General features: G+C 69.9%; 15 protein-coding genes and 2 pseudogenes. 6 read left to right on the forward strand and 11 right to left on the reverse strand.

From position 1 onward, the window contains the following. From ACIQ1J_RS33925 to metK, 8 genes and pseudogenes are all read right to left on the reverse strand, one after another. The coding region (locus ACIQ1J_RS33925) for an adenosylhomocysteinase (RefSeq protein ID WP_403563013.1) at positions 1–707 on the reverse strand (707 nt) is incomplete at its 3' end. Next, on the reverse strand, positions 697–1554 hold the full coding sequence (metF, locus tag ACIQ1J_RS33930; RefSeq protein ID WP_403563015.1) for a methylenetetrahydrofolate reductase [NAD(P)H]: 858 nt from the start codon (positions 1552–1554) through the stop codon (positions 697–699). The genes ACIQ1J_RS33925 and metF, both read right to left, overlap by 11 nt. A gap of 166 nt (positions 1555–1720) precedes the next feature. Next, a pseudogene (locus tag ACIQ1J_RS33935) lies at positions 1721–2206 on the reverse strand (vitamin B12 dependent-methionine synthase activation domain-containing protein); the annotation flags it as partial. Between the two features lie 7 nt (positions 2207–2213). Further along, positions 2214–2924 (reverse strand): annotated as a pseudogene (locus ACIQ1J_RS33940) (homocysteine S-methyltransferase family protein); the annotation flags it as partial. Beyond that, positions 2921–3904 carry a carbohydrate kinase family protein gene (locus ACIQ1J_RS33945; RefSeq protein ID WP_403563017.1) on the reverse strand — a complete coding sequence of 328 codons (984 nt, stop codon included), beginning with the start codon at positions 3902–3904 and terminating at the stop codon, positions 2921–2923. The pseudogene ACIQ1J_RS33940 and the gene ACIQ1J_RS33945, both read right to left, overlap by 4 nt. Positions 3905–3957: 53 nt before the next feature. Then, complete coding sequence (locus ACIQ1J_RS33950) at positions 3958–4173, reverse strand: acyl-CoA carboxylase subunit epsilon (protein ID WP_310869298.1); 216 nt, start codon at positions 4171–4173, stop codon at positions 3958–3960. Continuing rightward, positions 4170–5837, reverse strand: a complete 1668-nt coding sequence (locus ACIQ1J_RS33955) for an acyl-CoA carboxylase subunit beta (protein ID WP_403563019.1) — start codon at positions 5835–5837, stop codon at positions 4170–4172. Before ACIQ1J_RS33955 ends, ACIQ1J_RS33950 begins: the two co-directional genes overlap by 4 nt. A gap of 45 nt (positions 5838–5882) precedes the next feature. Then, on the reverse strand, positions 5883–7106 hold the full coding sequence (gene metK, locus ACIQ1J_RS33960) for a methionine adenosyltransferase (RefSeq protein ID WP_403563074.1): 1224 nt from the start codon (positions 7104–7106) through the stop codon (positions 5883–5885). A 286-nt stretch (positions 7107–7392) separates the two neighbouring features. On the opposite strand from metK, the gene ACIQ1J_RS33965 reads away from it, so the two are divergent. The 4 genes from ACIQ1J_RS33965 (at position 7393) to ACIQ1J_RS33980 (ending at position 10923) form a co-directional block, all read left to right on the forward strand. Beyond that, complete coding sequence (locus ACIQ1J_RS33965; RefSeq protein WP_310869296.1) at positions 7393–7908, forward strand: hypothetical protein; 516 nt, start codon at positions 7393–7395, stop codon at positions 7906–7908. Beyond that, entirely contained in the window at positions 7874–8788 is a 915-nt protein-coding gene (locus ACIQ1J_RS33970) for an ATP-binding cassette domain-containing protein (protein WP_403563022.1), read from the forward strand. Before ACIQ1J_RS33965 ends, ACIQ1J_RS33970 begins: the two co-directional genes overlap by 35 nt. Further along, positions 8778–9554, forward strand: coding sequence for an ABC transporter permease subunit (locus ACIQ1J_RS33975; RefSeq protein ID WP_403563024.1), 777 nt, complete (start codon positions 8778–8780; stop codon positions 9552–9554). Before ACIQ1J_RS33970 ends, ACIQ1J_RS33975 begins: the two co-directional genes overlap by 11 nt. 85 nt (positions 9555–9639) lie before the next feature. Then, positions 9640–10923, forward strand: a complete 1284-nt coding sequence (locus ACIQ1J_RS33980) for an acyltransferase family protein (protein WP_403563026.1) — start codon at positions 9640–9642, stop codon at positions 10921–10923. A 45-nt stretch (positions 10924–10968) separates the two neighbouring features. Here the strand turns inward: ACIQ1J_RS33980 and ACIQ1J_RS33985 are convergent, their stop codons facing one another. Together ACIQ1J_RS33985 and ACIQ1J_RS33990 are read right to left on the reverse strand one after the other, a co-directional pair. After that, on the reverse strand, positions 10969–11625 hold the full coding sequence (locus tag ACIQ1J_RS33985) for a sensor histidine kinase (RefSeq protein ID WP_403563028.1): 657 nt from the start codon (positions 11623–11625) through the stop codon (positions 10969–10971). An 85-nt stretch (positions 11626–11710) separates the two neighbouring features. Next, positions 11711–12592, reverse strand: coding sequence for a winged helix-turn-helix domain-containing protein (locus tag ACIQ1J_RS33990; RefSeq protein WP_403563030.1), 882 nt, complete (start codon positions 12590–12592; stop codon positions 11711–11713). A gap of 301 nt (positions 12593–12893) precedes the next feature. On the opposite strand from ACIQ1J_RS33990, the gene ACIQ1J_RS33995 reads away from it, so the two are divergent. Together ACIQ1J_RS33995 and ACIQ1J_RS34000 are read left to right on the forward strand one after the other, a co-directional pair. Next, a complete protein-coding gene (locus ACIQ1J_RS33995) occupies positions 12894–13979 on the forward strand; it encodes a sensor histidine kinase (RefSeq protein ID WP_403563032.1) in 1086 nt (361 codons plus the stop codon). Next, on the forward strand, positions 13963–14628 hold the full coding sequence (locus ACIQ1J_RS34000) for a response regulator (RefSeq protein ID WP_403563034.1): 666 nt from the start codon (positions 13963–13965) through the stop codon (positions 14626–14628). The genes ACIQ1J_RS33995 and ACIQ1J_RS34000 overlap by 17 nt, the downstream gene beginning before the upstream one ends. 31 nt (positions 14629–14659) lie before the next feature. On the opposite strand, the gene ACIQ1J_RS34005 is transcribed toward ACIQ1J_RS34000, so the two are convergent. Further along, positions 14660–15430, reverse strand: coding sequence for a thioesterase II family protein (locus ACIQ1J_RS34005; protein WP_403563036.1), 771 nt, complete (start codon positions 15428–15430; stop codon positions 14660–14662). Positions 15431–15495: the final 65 nt, after the last annotated feature.

A 15495-nucleotide genomic window follows, 5' to 3' on the forward strand; every position in this document is an offset into this window, starting at 1 on the left:
TTGATGCCGTCGATCAGGGAGTGGCGGCAGCCGTACTTGTTGTCGAACTTCGACTTGGTGACCGCGTCGTTGACGTTGATCGCCGGGAACAGGAGCGTGCCGTCGCGGTGCATCTCGTACAGGCGGTGGACACCGGTCGTCGTCTCCTCGGTCACGCCGCGGATCTCGGACGCCATCGAGGTCCAGTCGAGGGGGCTGCGCTCCAGCAGGGCGCGTACGACGGCGAGTTCCTCGTTGTCGGCGGCCGGGAGTTCACCCGTCTTGCGGTACTCGACGCCCTTGTGGACGAGGAGGGTGGCGTCACCGCCGTCGTCCAGGATCATGTTGGGGCCGTCGGCCCCGGGCCAGGTCAGGGCCTGCTCGGTGCACCACCAGTACTCCTCCAGGGTCTCGCCCTTCCAGGCGAAGACCGGTATGCCCGCGGCGGCGATGGCGGCGGCCGCGTGGTCCTGGGTGGAGTAGATGTTGCAGGAGACCCAGCGGACCTCGGCGCCCAGGGCAGTCAGCGTCTCGATGAGTACGGCGGTCTGCACGGTCATGTGCAGGGAACCGGTGATGCGGGCGCCGGCGAGCGGCTGGGCCTCGGCGTACGCCCTGCGGATCGCCATCAGACCCGGCATCTCGTGCTCGGCGAGGGTGATCTCCTTGCGGCCGAACTCCGCGAGCGAGAGATCGGCGATTTTGAAGTCCGTGATATCAGCGGACACTGAGGCTCCTTGACGTCTGAAGGTTGCGATGGATGTCGAGTGCGGCGGTGGACCGGTTGAGTGTGATGTAGTGCAGCCCCGGGGCTCCCTCCGAGAGCAGCCGCTCGGCCATGGCGGTGGCGTGGTCGACACCGATACGGTGTCCGGCGGCGGGATTGCCACGCGCCTGCTCCAGACGATGCGCCAGGTCCTCGGGGAAGGCGACACCGGAGAGTTCTGCGAAACGGTGTATCTGGCGGGCATCCGTTGCGGGCATGATCTCCGGGATGATCGGGATGCCGCACCCCGCGGCCGCGACGCGGTCGCGCAGCCGTAGGTAGTCCTCCACATGAAAGAACATCTGGGTGATGGCGTAATCGGCGCCGGCCCTGCACTTGTCTATGAAGTGCCGGATGTCGGACTCCCAGTCGGACGAGCGCGGATGCCGCTCCGGAAAGGCCGCCACACCGATGGTGAAGTCACCCAGCGAGCGGACCAGTTCCACCAGCTCGCCGGCGTACGTGAACCCCTTGGGATGCGCAGTCCACGGGCCGCCCGGGGCGCCGGGCGGATCCCCGCGCAGTGCGAGCACGTCACGGATGCCGGCGTCCGCGTACTGACCGATAATGTGGCGCAGTTCGGCGACCGAGTGGCCGACGGCGGTGAGGTGGGCGACCGGTCTGAGGGTGGTCTCCGCCGCGATGCGCCGGGTGACGGCGACCGTGCGGTCCCGGGATGAACCACCGGCTCCGTACGTGACGGAGACGAAGTCGGGGCGCAGCGCCTCCACCCGTCGGATCACCTCCCAGAGCACGCGCGCGCCCTGCTCGGTCTTCGGGGGGAAGAACTCGAACGAGAAGGTTGTCATGCCCGCCCTCCCGCGTTGAAGTAGCCGGCCTCGGGATGGTGCGTGATGGCGGCGTCCGTCGACTGCTCGGGGTGGAGCTGGAACTCCTCGGAGAGCTGGACGCCGATGCGTTCCGGCGTAGCAGGTCGGCGATCTTGGCGCGGTCCTCCCTGTCCGGACAGGCCGGGTAGCCGAGCGAGTAGCGGCAGCCTTGGTACTCGGTGCGGAGCATGCCGTTGAGCGACTCGGGGTCCTCCCCGGCGAAACCGAGCTCGGAGCGGACGCGGGCGTGCCAATACTCGGCGAGGGCCTCGGCGAGCTGGACGGACAGGCCGTGCAGTTCGAGGTAGTCGCGGTAGGCGTTGGCCTGGAACATCCGGGCCGTCTCCTCGCCGATCCGGGAGCCGACGGTGACGATCTGGAAGCCGACCACGTCGGTCTCGCCGGACTCCTCGGGGCGGAAAAAGTCGGCCAGGCACAGGCGCCGGCCGCGCCGCTGGCGCGGGAACGTGAACCGGGTGCGCTCGTTGCCGGCCTCGTCGAGGACGATCAGGTCGTCGTCCTTGGAGACGCAGGGGAAGTAGCCGTAGACGACGGCCGCTTCCAGCAGGTTCTCCGTCTGGAGCCGGTCCAGCAGCCCGCGCAGTCGCGGCCGGCCCTCCGTCTCGACCAGTTCCTTGGTCCGCCGGACCCGTCGCGCAGTTCAGGCCGATCATGTCGATACCCAGCGGCTCCAGCGCCGTCAGCGCCGCGCCGATCTCCGAGCCCAGCAGCATCGTCCCGGTCGTCTCCACCGTCACCGAGCAGATCACCGGCACGTCCAGCCCCAGGGCGTCCAGCGCGCGCCGGGCACCCAGCACCGACGCCTTGGTCTGCAGCAGGTCCTGCGCCGTCTCCACCAGCAGCGCGTCCGCGCCGCCGGCGACCAGACCCTCCGCGTTGCGCTGATACGCGTCGCGCAGGACACCGTACGGGGCATGACCCAGGGTGGGCAGCTTCGTGCCCGGACCCATGGAGCCCAGCACCCACCGCTGCCGGCCGTCCCGCGCGAAGAACGCGTCGGCCACCTCACGGGCCACCCGCGCACCGGCCTCCGACAGCTCGTGCACACGCTCGGGAATGTCGTACTCACCGAGCGCCGAGTGGTTCGCACCGAAGGTGTTCGTCTCGACGCAGTCCACGCCGGCCGCGAAGTACTCCTCGTGCACCGAACGCACGATGTCGGGCCGCGTCAGGTTCAACACCTCGTTGCAGCCCTCCAGCTGCTGGAAGTCGTCCAGCGAGGGGTTCTGCGCCTGCAGCATGGTGCCCATCGCACCGTCGGCCACCACCACACGGGTGGCGAGTGCCTCGCGGAGGGCGTCGATCCGCTGCCTCTGCCCGCCGCTCATGATGCGCTCACCAACAGGGGCTCGAGATCGCCGGCCGCCGCCCGGCCGTAGACGCGGTCGACGCGGGAGAGGAGGTCGGCCGGCACTATTTTGTACTCCTGGGTGCCCACCGTTTCCAGTACCGCGGTGGCGAACACGCAGCCGAGCTGGGCCGCTCGCCGGTACGGCAGTTCACCCGCGATGCCCGCGAGGAAGCCGGCCCGGAAGGCGTCGCCCACCCCGGTCGGATCGGCGACCGCCTCCGACGGCACCGCCGGGACGTCCACCGGGGCGGCGTGGCCGGAGAGCAGAGAGACCCCGTCCGCTCCTCGGGTGACGATCCAGGTGCCCACCCGCCGCAGTACCTCGGCCTCGCTCCAGCCGGTGCGCTCCCGAAGCAGCGCGGCCTCGTACTCGTTGGTGAACAGCCAGCGGGCCCCGTCGACCAGGCGTCTGGTCTGCTCGGTGTCGAGGCGGGCGAGCTGCTGCGAGGGATCGGCGGCCACGTCGAGGCCGAGGTCGTGTGCCGTGCTCGTGTGTCTGAGCATGGCCCGGGGATCGTCGGCGCCGACCAGGACGAGGTCCAGGCCGCCGACCGAGCGGCCGACCGCGCCGAGGTCGATGCGGCGGGCCTCGGTCATGGCGCCCGCGTAGAAGGTGGCGATCTGGTTCTGGTCGGCGTCGGTCGTGCACACGAAGCGCGCCGTGTGCAGCGTCTCGCTGATCCGCACGGCCGATGTGTCCACGCCGGCCGCCCGCAGACTGTCGCCGTACTCGGCGAAATCGGCACCCGCCGCGCCGACCAGTACGGGGCGCAGCCCGAGCCTGCCGAGGCCGAAAGCGATGTTGGCCCCCACTCCGCCGCGCCGGATGTCGAGCCGGTCGGCGAGGAAGGACAGGGACACACGGTCGAGCTGTCCTGAGATCAGCTGGTCGGTGAAGCGGCCCGGGAAGACCATGAGATGGTCGGTCGCGATCGAGCCGGTCACGGCGATACGCACGGCGTTTCTCCCTGAGAGGTCGGATGCCCGAGGTCGGGCCGGCGTGGGGCGGATCAGTTCGGGGGCTGCCACGTCGGACGTGGCACAGAGAGCCAGGCGCCTGCGGCGCGGTGCGGCCCCTGGCGCAGCGCCCATCCGGCTCCCGGCCGCTGGAGCGCGGTGCGCAGCGCACCTTCGTCCCGGGCCGCCAGGGAGAGGAGGACCGCGGTGAGGGCGGCGAGCTCCTCCGGCCCGGGGTTGCCGCGCAGGACTCGGACGGCGGCGCTCATTGCGGCTGGTTTCCGTGCTTGCGGCTCGGTAGCGGAGCGTGCTTGGCCCTGAGGGCCTTGAGCGCGTCGACAAGCCGGGCGCGGGTGTCCGCGGGGTCGATGACATCGTCGACCAGGCCGCGCTCCGCCGCGTAGTACGGGTGCATCAGCTCCCGCCGGTACTCGGCGATCCGTTCGGCGCGGGTCCGGGCCGGGTCGTCGGACGCGGCGATCTCACGGCGGAACACCACGCCCGCCGCGCCTTCGGCGCCCATGACGGCGATCTCGTTGGCCGGCCAGGCCAGGGCGAGGTCGGCGCCGATGGAGCGGGAGTCCATCACGATGTAGGCGCCACCGTACGCCTTGCGGAGCACGACGGAGACCCGGGGCACTGTGGCGTTGCAGTATGCGTACAGCAGCTTGGCCCCGTGTCGGATGACACCGTCGTGTTCCTGGTCGACGCCCGGCAGGAACCCCGGTACGTCCACGAGGGTCACCAGCGGAATGTTGAAGGCGTCGCACATCTGGACGAACCGTGCGGCCTTCTCGGACGAGTGGATGTCGAGCACCCCGGCCAGGCTCGACGGCTGGTTGGCGACGACACCGACCACGGCACCGCCGAGCCGTGCCAGGGCGCAGACCACGTTCGTGGCCCAGCGCTCGTGGACCTCGACGTACTCGCCGTCGTCGGCGATCTCCTCGACCACGCGGCGTATGTCGTACGACTGGTTCGGGTCGGCCGGTACGAGGTCGAGCAGTGCCTCGCACCGACGGTCCGCGGGGTCGTCCGTCCGTGCCGGCGGTGCGAGCTCCCGGTTGTTCGACGGCAGGAGGGACAGCAGGTAGCGCACCTCGGCGAGACAGCTCACCTCGTCGTCGTGGACGAACGAGGCCACACCGGAGGTGGCGGCGTGCACCTCGGCACCGCCCAGCCCGTCGTGGGTGATCTGCTCGCCGGTCACGGCCTGCACCACGTCCGGTCCGGTGATGAACATCTGGGAGGTGCCCCGGACCATGAAGACGAAGTCGGTCAGGGCGGGCGAGTAGGCGGCGCCCCCCGCGCACGGCCCCAGGATGACGCTGATCTGGGGAATCACCCCGGAGTTGCGGACATTGCGCTGGAAGATGCCGCCGTACCCGGCGAGGGCGGTGACGCCTTCCTGGATCCGCGCGCCAGCCCCGTCGCACAGCCCCACCAGCGGTGCGCCCGCGGCCTCGGCCAGGTCCATGATCTTGTGGATCTTCTGAGCGTGTGCCTCGCCCAGCGCGCCGCCGAACACACGGAAGTCATGGGCGTACGCGAAGACCCTGCGCCCGTCCACCAGACCCCAGCCGGTGATCACGCCGTCGGTGTGCGGACGCCTCGCCTCCAGACCGAAGCCGCTCGCCCGATGCCGACGCCATGGCTCGATCTCTGTGAACGTCTCCTTGTCGAAAAGGAGTTGAAGACGTTCGTGCGCCGTGAGCTTGCCCTTGGCGTGCTGCGCCGCTGTCGCCTCGGGGCTCGGTCCGTGACGGATCCGCTCCCGGAGCCCGGCCAGTTCCGCGGTGCGCTCCCGCAGCGTGGGCGCGCGGGTCGTCTGGGGGACGGGCGCGGAGCGCTGTCCCGGTACGGCGGAGGGGGCCGGTACGGCGGTGAAGGAGTGCAGGGGATGCGCCGAGTTCCTCTCCTCGACGATACTCATGGGCTGTCCTTTCGGCGGTGGGGTGGACGTGAGGGGAGGTACGTCCTACAGCCCGGCCGCGGCGCGCAGCGCCTCCACGCGGTCCGTCGTCTCCCAGGTGAAGCCGGGGAGTTCTCGGCCGAAGTGGCCGTATGCGGCGGTCTGGGCGTAGATCGGGCGGAGCAGGTCGAGGTCGCGGACGATCGCGGCGGGACGCAGGTCGAAGACCTCCGTGATGGCGCGCTCGATCAGGTGCTGGGCGACGGTGGCGGTGCCGAAGGTCTCGACGAACAGACCGACGGGCTCGGCCTTGCCGATGGCGTAGGCGACCTGTACCTCGCAGCGACGGGCGAGGCCGGCGGCGACGACGTTCTTGGCGACCCAGCGCATGGCGTATGCCGCGGAGCGGTCCACCTTGGAGGGGTCCTTGCCGGAGAAGGCGCCGCCGCCGTGCCGGGCCATGCCGCCGTAGGTGTCGATGATGATCTTCCGGCCGGTCAGACCCGCGTCTCCCATGGGTCCGCCGATCTCGAAGCGGCCGGTCGGATTGACCAGGAGCCGGTACCCGTCCGTCTCCAGGTTGACGCCGTTCTCGGCGAGTTCCTTGAGTGTGTACTCGACGACGTGCTCGTGGATGTCCGGTGTCAGCAGGGATTCGAGGTCGATGTCGCTCGCGTGCTGCGAGGAGACGACGACCGTGTCGAGGCGGACGGGTCTGCTGCCCTGGTACTCGATGGTGACCTGCGTCTTGCCGTCGGGACGCAGATAGGGCACGTCGCCGCTTTTGCGTACCTCGGTCAGACGGCGGGACAGCCGGTGGGCGAGGCTGATGGGCAGGGGCATCAACTCGGGCGTCTCGTCGGTGGCGTAGCCGAACATCAGGCCCTGGTCGCCCGCGCCCTGCCGGCTCAGCTCGTCTTCGCGAGCCTGCGGGCCGGATCCCACGGCGCGTGCCTCGTACGCCGTGTCGACGCCCTGCGCGATGTCGGGCGACTGGGCGCCGATCGAGATCGAGACGCCGCAGGAGGCGCCGTCGAAACCCTTGGCGGAGGAGTCGTAGCCGATGTCGAGCACCGCGTCCCGCACCAGGGTCGGGATGTCGGCGTACGCGCTCGTCGTGACCTCCCCGGCCACGTGCACCTGGCCCGTGGTGATCAGGGTTTCCACCGCGACGCGCGCCGTGGGGTCCTGTGCCAGGAGTGCGTCGAGGACGGTGTCGCTGATCCGGTCGGCGATCTTGTCCGGATGGCCCTCGGTCACGGACTCCGAGGTGAAGAGCCGAGAAGACATGCGGTTCTCCCATTCGGGGCGGAGGTTGGTTCCCATCGCACCGATGGTCGAGAGGCTCACGGAAGCGGGGCAACGGACGGCGGGCCCGGTGGCCCGAAAGGAGTACGGCGCCCCCACCACCTTCGGCGTAACCGCTGGTCAGAGCGGTCCGGGCGGGGAATCGAGGACCTAACTTCGACAGCGCACACGTTCCTGTGGAAGGTTTCGTACACACAGAATAAGCAGGACGGCTAGTACGTGCTGTGTGTTCAGTGTATTCTGAACACGCCAAAGGAGGTGAAGGTCGATGTCGGTAACCGCGGTCACTTCGGAGGAGCTGGAGTTCGTCGAGGCGGTCGCTCTGCAACTGGAGCAGCAGGGGCTGATCCGCATGTCCGGCCGGGCCATCGGCTGGCTGCTGATCTGCGATCCGGCCGAGCAGACGCTCGGACAGATCGCCGCGGCACTCTCCGTCAGCGTCGGCTCGATCAGTACGGCGCTGCGGCATCTGGTGCCCAGCGAGTTGGTCGAGCGCTTCCGCAGACCGGGCGAGCGGGGCGACCGGTATCGCATCAACCCTCACGCCTGGATCGAGCACGCCATGACCCAGGCCTCGCGATACGGCGAGTTCAAGCGGGTCACCGCGCGCGGGCTGAAACTGCTGGCGGACCAACCGCCGGTACGCAGTCGGCGCCTACAGGAGATGTACGACTTCTACGAGTGGCTGGAACGCGAGATGCCCCTCGTCTGGAGTCGCTGGGAGCAAGAGAAGAAGGAGCGGATGCAGCATGACCCCTGTGGCGCTGGCCGAGGGACTCAGTAAGTCCTACGGGAAGCACAAAGCCCTGGACGGTCTGTCACTGAGCATCAACCAGGGGGAAGTGTTCGGTTATCTCGGCCCCAACGGTGCGGGCAAGACCACGACCATCCGGCTGCTGCTCGATCTCATCCGACCCTCCTCGGGCCGGATCGAACTCTTCGGCAAGAACCCTCGAGAGGGCGGCGGCGAGCTGCGCCGGCGCGTCGGATACCTGCCGGGCGAACTCCCGCTCGCGGGACGCGGCAGCGGCCTGGAACTCCTGGGATTCCTGGCCAGGGTCCGCGGCGGAGTGAACAAGGCCACGATTCTGTCGCTCGCCGAGCGACTGAACGTGGACCTCAAGCGCCCGGTGCACAACCTCTCCAAGGGCAACAAGCAGAAGGTCGGCATCATCCAGGCCTTCATGCACAACCCCGAGCTGCTGATCCTCGACGAGCCGACGACCGGTCTGGATCCACTGGTGCAGCAGGAGTTCCTGGCCATGGTCCGCGAGGCGAAGCAGAACGGGCAGACCGTCCTGATGTCCTCGCACATCCTGTCCGAGGTCCAGCACGTCGGGGACCGCGTGGCCATCATCCGCGGCGGACGGCTCATCTCCGTCTCGGACGTCGACAGCCTGCTCGAACAGGCCCAGCGCCGGGTGGAGATTCGCTTCGCCGACCCCGTGGACCCGCGTCGCTTCTCCGTCCTGCCCGGTGTGCGCGACGTCGACGTTCGGGCCAACACGCTCAGTTGCACACTCGACGGCGCGGCCGACGCGCTCGTCAAGACGGCTGCTCAGCACACCGTGGTCAGCCTGGTGTGCGAGGAGCCCGATCTCGAAGAAATCTTCCTGCACGCCTACGCGCAGGACCCCAAGGAGGAGATGCACGGTGTCCGCTGAACCACTCGCCGTCTTCGGAAAGGCACTGCGCGACCAGCGCCGCGGCCTGACCTTCTGGGCGGCCGGACTGGCTCTGGTCACCCTGATGTACACCTCGAGCTTCGACCCCGACAAGGTCACCGAGGACCCCAGCGGCTTCCAGAAGGCCTTGTCCTTCGACGACCTGGCGACCGGGCCCGGCTTCCTGCGAGCCACCATCCTCGGCATGATCGTGCCGCTGCTGCTCATGGTGTACGTCACGATCACCGGCTCGAAGTCGGTCGCCGGGGAAGAGGAGACGGGGCTGCTCGACCTCTACCTCGCCCAGCCGATCGAGCGCGGGCGGCTGCTGGTGCAGCGGTTCGCCGCGACCTGCGTCGCGGTCGCCGGTTTCTCGCTGCTCGTCCTGCTCGAACTCGCGGTGCTCAACTCCGCGCTGGACATGCAGGTCGAGTTCGGCAACCTGCTCGTCACGGTCGTCGGACTGGCCTTCCTGGTGATCACGTTCGCGGCCGTGGCGTTCGCCACCGGCGCGATCACGGGCCGCCGTACCCTCACACTCGGTGTGACGGCGGGCTACGGCGCCTTCGCCTTCGTCGTGAACGCCCTGGCCGGCCAGTCGGAGGCGATCGAGCCGCTGAAGTACCTGTCCGCTTTCCACTACTACCTGGGCGGCAGCCCGCTCCGCGAGGGCTTCGACCCGGGGATGCTGGTTCTCCTGGTGGCTCCCGCGGTGCTCTTCGGTGTCGGCCTCGCCCGGTTCAGGAGCCGCGACCTGAACGTCTGAGCCGCGCGTCCACATCGCTCGACGACCATACGACCCTCCGCCGCGCCCCTGCCGGGCGCGGCGGAGTCACAAGGAGGGACGATCCTTGACGTACGGCTCAGCGAAGAACGCACCGCAGGGCAGCACCACGCCGAGGGCCTACCTGCCTGCCATGGACGGTCTGCGTGGCCTGGCCGCAGTGATGGTGGTCACCATCCACCTCGCCGGATGGACCGGGGTGGCCTTCGACCCGCAGGGCAAGGGACTGCTCGCCACCCTGGTCAACCGCTTCGGGGTGTCCGTGTACATCTTCTTCGTCATCTCGGGCTACCTGCTCTTCCGGCCCTTCGCGGCCGCAGCGCTGGAGGGGCGCGAAGCCCCCGGCATGAAGGCTTACTACTGGCACCGGTTCCTGCGCATCTACCCGGCGTTCTGGGCGCTCATCCTGCTCTCGGCACTCTTCTTCCACCGGAGCCTGACCGAGGAGCCGGCGCACCTGCTGCGTGTGCTCGCCCTCCAGCACACGTTCGTGGCGGGCGATTTCCCGCACACGCCTGAGTGGCCGTGGAGCACGTTCTCCCAGACCTGGAGCCTGTCCACGGAGATCAGCTTCTACCTGCTGCTGCCGCTGCTGGCCGCGTTGTTCCGCGGGCTGCTCGGGGGTGGCCGGGGCCTCGGCCCGGCGCTGGCCGGCTTCGCTCTGCTGGAAGCGGTGAACGTGGCGTGGTGGATCGGCATCTGGTCGAGCGCGGACACCGCGGTCCAGCCGACCCGGTGGTGGTGGCTGCCCGGATACATCGGCTTCTTCGCCGCGGGGATGGCTCTGGCCACGGTGTCCGTGTACGCGAAACGGCAGGCCGACGGGCCCCCGGCCCTCGTGCGGTTCGTCGTCCGCCGCCCCTGGCTGTGCTGGGCCGCGGCGCTCGCGGCGTACGTGGTGATCTCCACACCCCTGGCCGGCGGGCACATGGAGCCGCCGTCCCCGCGCACCGCCCTGGTCGAGCACTTCGGCTACCTGGTGGTCTCCGTGGGCCTCGCGCTCCCTTTGGCGCTCGCCCCCGGGAGCGGCCCGGGGCGGTTGCTGTCGACCCGGGTCATGACCTGGCTGGGCCGGATCTCGTACGGAATCTTCCTGTGGCACATGTTCGTCATGGCGGCCGCGCTGCGCCTCAGCGGATGGGACTGGGGCGAACCTGGGATGAGGGGCTTCCTGCTCCTGCTCCCGGTCACGGCCGCGGGGACGGTGCTCCTCGGATGGCTGAGTTACGTGCTCGTCGAACGGCCACTGCGACGTCGATTCCGCCGCCGAGTCCGCCCCTCGGACCCCGCTGGGCACGTGACGGCCGCGCGGGCGAACGACGATCGCGGCGCGCAGAAGGCCGGCACGTGATCACCGGTTCCCGCTGCCGCGGCGCGGTACGGACGGCCATCGACGTCACTCCGCTCGCGGCAGGACGGCGACAGCCCGCAGACCGCCCGTGGGCGCGCGGCCCAGTTCCAGACGGCCGCCCGAGGCTCGCAGGAGGGCCCCGGCGATGGTCAGGCCCAGCCCGGTGCCCTGCCTGCCGCGTCCCGCACTGCCCCGCCAGAACGGTTCGCAGGCATGGGAGGTCTCCTCCTCCGTCATGCCCGGACCCTGATCACAGACTTCGACCTGTACCTCGGCGGACGACTCGTGGACGGTGACGGTGACACAGCCGCCGTCCGGCGTGACATGCAGGGCGTTGTCCAGGAATACGTCGAGGCACTGCTCCAGGGAGCCCCGGACCTGGCTGCCGGTGGTCGCGATGCCGTCCAGTCTCAGCCGCACACCGCGGACGGACGCGAGGACGTCCCAGGTGTCGACGCGCGCCGCGGCGACGCCGAGGGCGTCCACCGTCTCCATGGGAACGTCGCTCTCCTGCTCCACGGTGCCCCATGCCAGGACCTGCTCCAGCACCTGCGAGAGGCGGCCCACCTCCCGCAGTGCGCCGCGGACTTCGCGTCGGGCGTCCGCACCCGGTGCCGCGGCGAGCCGGTCCAGCAGCAGCTCCAGGCGCAGACGAACGGACGACAGAGGGCCGCGCACCTGGTGGGCGGCGACCGCGGCCACCGTGGAAGAACCCTCTCGGGGCAAGGGCGGTGCCGGAATCGGCGCGGGGGCGGGCGGGCTGATCGTCATCGTCGTGGGTCCCGTCTCAGACGTGGGCGGCCGTCGGTACCGCCAGTCGGTAGCCGACCCCCCGAACGGTCTCGATCCACTGTGTGTTGCCGAGCTTGGTGCGCAGCGATCCCACATGGACGTCGAGGGTGCGGGTGGATCCGAACCAGTTCTCGTCCCACACCCGGGACATGATCTGCTGGCGTTCCACCACGGTTCCGGGCTCCTCCAGCAGCATCGTCAGGAGGTCGAACTCCTTGCGTGTGACGCGTATCTCCGCCGCATGCACGAACACCTTGCGGGTACGTGGATCCAGCTGGACGGGGCCGGCCTGCAGCGGTGCCTGTGCGGGCCGGGGCGGTTCGTCGCCCGGTCCCCCGGAACCCGTTCGCGATCGCGTGGCGGCGACGGGTGCGAGGAGGGGCGTGGTCACCGGCCCAGGTGCCACCGGAGGGGCGGCGACCGTGGCCGGAGCCGTTGTCTGCGCGGGAATCAGGGAGGGAAGCACCGGCTGGTGCGGTGGCGCGCCCGCGGCGGCCGTGCGCCCCGCCCCGTGCAGAGCGCAGCCTCCCGCCCGGCGCAGGAGTGACCGGATCCGCGCCACCAGCTCGTGCCTGCCGAAGGGTTTGGGAACGAAGTCGTCCGCGCCCATGTGGAGGGCCATGACCCGCTCCAGCTCTTCGGTCCTGCCGCTCAGCGCGATGACCGGAAGGCAGGACACCTCGCGGATCCGGCGGCAGACCTCGTGGCCGTCGAGGTCCGGAAGCCCCAGGTCGAGCAGGACGAGTCCGACGTGGTCGAGGTGGTCCAGGGTCTCGGCGCCGGTGGCGACACGACGGGTGCGGAAGCCGTGGGCGCCCAGGACCTCCTGGAGCGCCTCGGCCATTCCGTCGTCGTCCTCGACGATCAACACGTTCATGGATCTGTTGCCTCCCCGCAGGCAGAGCCCTGTCGCGATCTCGAAGAACGGTGGAACGGTCTTTGAACGCTGCGAGTTAATCAATACTGGTCAACCGGTATCAACAGTGCGCGGCGGCTTGGCGCCCAGCGAGGTATCCCCCGATGTGTCTTTAGGGGCACCGGTTGCGACCACCCGAAGGCCGAAGGGGATCTTGACGCATTCTTGACGCGCCTCGGTCAAGCGAGCGATGTAGTCTCGAATACCGGACGCAGGTGCAAAGCGGAGGGGACGTTCGCCTGCTCAGCGGGGGTGTTTCGACGTGGAAGCTCGACTGGGCATGCGCAGCATCGCCGCTGCCGTGCTGGAGCGCCGTATGGACGAGATCCTGGCGGCGTACGAGGCGGCGCTGCACAGCACCGACTCCTCCCTGCTCAGGGAAGTGCGGAACGCGGAGCCCTACGTCGCGGAGGCGCGGCGCGTCCTGGCCCATGTCATCTCCGAACTGCACCGCGGAACGTATCTGCCGCACGGTACGGACTACCTGGGCGACGCCCTGGGGCCCGGCGGTCCCCGCACCCATCCGGTCGAGTCCGGACGTGCCGCGACGGCACTGTTCGACGCGGTGGTCGTCGTGCTGACGGACGAGTCCGAGACGAGCCGGCCCGCCGCGGCCGAGACGGCCGTCCTCTTCTCCCTGCTGCACCGGCAGATCGTCGCCAGGCACACCGCCCGGTCCGTGGCGCACATCGGCTACCTGCTGGAGCGGATCCGCAGCGCGCACAACGACGAACGCCGACGCATCGCCAGGGAACTGCACGACGAAGTGGCCGGCCAGCTGGGCACCGCCCTCAACTGGTTCGAACTGCACGAAGTGTACGAGCCCGACCAGCCAGAACTCGCCCGGCAGAAGCTCGACGCCGCCCGAGCCACGGTGCGGGACTCCCTCGGCAGCCTGCGCGAAGTGATGACGGGCCTGCGCCATCGGATCGACACCGCCTCGCTGCACACTGCCCTCACCCAGGACCTCGACGGCATGGGTGAGGAAGGCGCCGAAGTGCGGGTCTCCGTGACGGGTGACGAATCGTGGCTGCCGCCCGGAGCGGCGGAGGAGCTTTTCCTGATCGTCCGTGAGGCACAGCGCAACGCCGTGCGCCACGCCCGCGCCACGCTGATCACGGTCGAGGTACACGTGGCCCCCGGAGAGGTGCGTGCGGCCGTCGAGGACGACGGCATCGGGTTCGACCCGGTGGCCACGGCCCCGCGCGGTCACAGCGGCGTGCTCTCCATGCGGGAACGGGCCGAACTGCTCGGCGGCAGTGTGACGGTGGAGTCGCAGCCCGGCTGCGGCGCACGCATCTTGATCTTCTTACCGCTGGAGGGGGACAACAGTGGCGAGCCCGCGTAGACCGATCAGGATCCTGATAGCCGACGACCACACGCTGTTCCGGGAAGGCGTCACGGAGATCCTCACCGCCGCCGGTGGCGTCGAGGTCGTCGGAGAGGCCCACAGTGGCAAGGACGCCTGTGCAAAGGCGGCCGCACTGCGCCCGGACGTCATCGTCCTCGACGTCGAGATGCCCGGCCAGGGAATCCGGGAGACGCTCCCGCAACTGCGGCGGGTCTCGCCCCGGTCCCGCGTCGCCGTGCTGACCATGCACGACGACGTGGTGCTGGCCCGGGAACTGCTTGCCCTGGGCGCCAGCGCCTATCTCGTCAAAGGGTCGACACGGCACGAACTGATCTCGGCCATCCACAGCGTCGTCGTGGATCGCGGAGCGGGCCACGTGATCCTCTCCGTCTCTCAGCAGGGCCTCGACCGGGTCGGGCAGGCACCGGGCGACCTCCTCTCGGAACGCGAGCGCGAAGTGCTCGCCCTCACCGCCGAGGCGCTCAGCAACTCCCAGATCGCCCGGCGGCTGAACATCGCCGAAGGGACCGTCAAGCGCCACCTGCGCAACGTCTTTCGCAAACTCGGCGCGGTGTCCCGGCTGGACGCGGTGAACAAGGCGGTGGCGGCCTCGCTCATTCCGGCGCCGCAGCCGAGGGAGGACTGAGTACTCACGTCGGGCCGGCTCCGGTCCCGGATCAGGGGATCATCGCGGCGTAGAGGTCCCCCGTGACGTCCGCGACGAGCTCGGCACGGCTCGGGTTCAGGAAGAAGTGGCCGCCCGGGAAGGTCCGCAGGCGGAACGCCGACGCGGTGTGCTGCTCCCAGCCGTCCAGCTCGCCGGAGCCGAACTCCGGGTCGTCCCGGCCGCCGTAGGCCGTGACGGGGCAGGGCAGCGGCGGTGCGGGGAGGTGGACGTATGTCTCCAGCAGGGTGACGTCCGCGCGGAGCACCGGCAGGTAGAGGGCGCGCATCTGAGGATCGTCGCGGATGGCCGGCGGGATGGCGTTGAAGCGCCGGTCCAGTGCCTCCAGGAGCAGGTCGTCGGACAGTTGGTGGACCACGGCGTGCCGGAGCGGGAGGTGGGGAGCCGAGCGGGCGGAGACCGCCAGGTGGACGGGCCCCCTGCCGTGGGAACGGCGCAGTTCGCGGGCGAGTTCGAAGGCGATCAGCGCGCCGAGGCTGTGCCCGAAGAAGGCGTACGGGCCGTCCAGGGCCGGACCGAGGACGGCCGCCGCCTCCTTGACGAGGACGGAAATGTCGGTGTGCGGATCCTCGCGGAAGCGGGCCTCGCGGCCGGGCAGCCGGAGGAACCAGGGTTCGACGGTATCCGGCAGCAGGTCGCTCCAGCCCTGGAAGGCGGCGGTGCCCCCGCCGGCGTACGGCACGCAGAGGAGCCGGAGAAGGGGGGCTTTGCGTGGAGCGGGGCACAGGACCCAGCGGTCGAGGTCGGACAGGGCCGTGGTCATGGTGGCACTCCAGGGGAGAGGACGGCGCCGGCGGCGGGTCGGCCCGCCGCCGGCACCGGACTGCG

Source organism: Streptomyces sp. NPDC097107, assembly GCF_044762405.1.
GTDB lineage: Bacteria > Actinomycetota > Actinomycetes > Streptomycetales > Streptomycetaceae > Streptomyces > Streptomyces thinghirensis.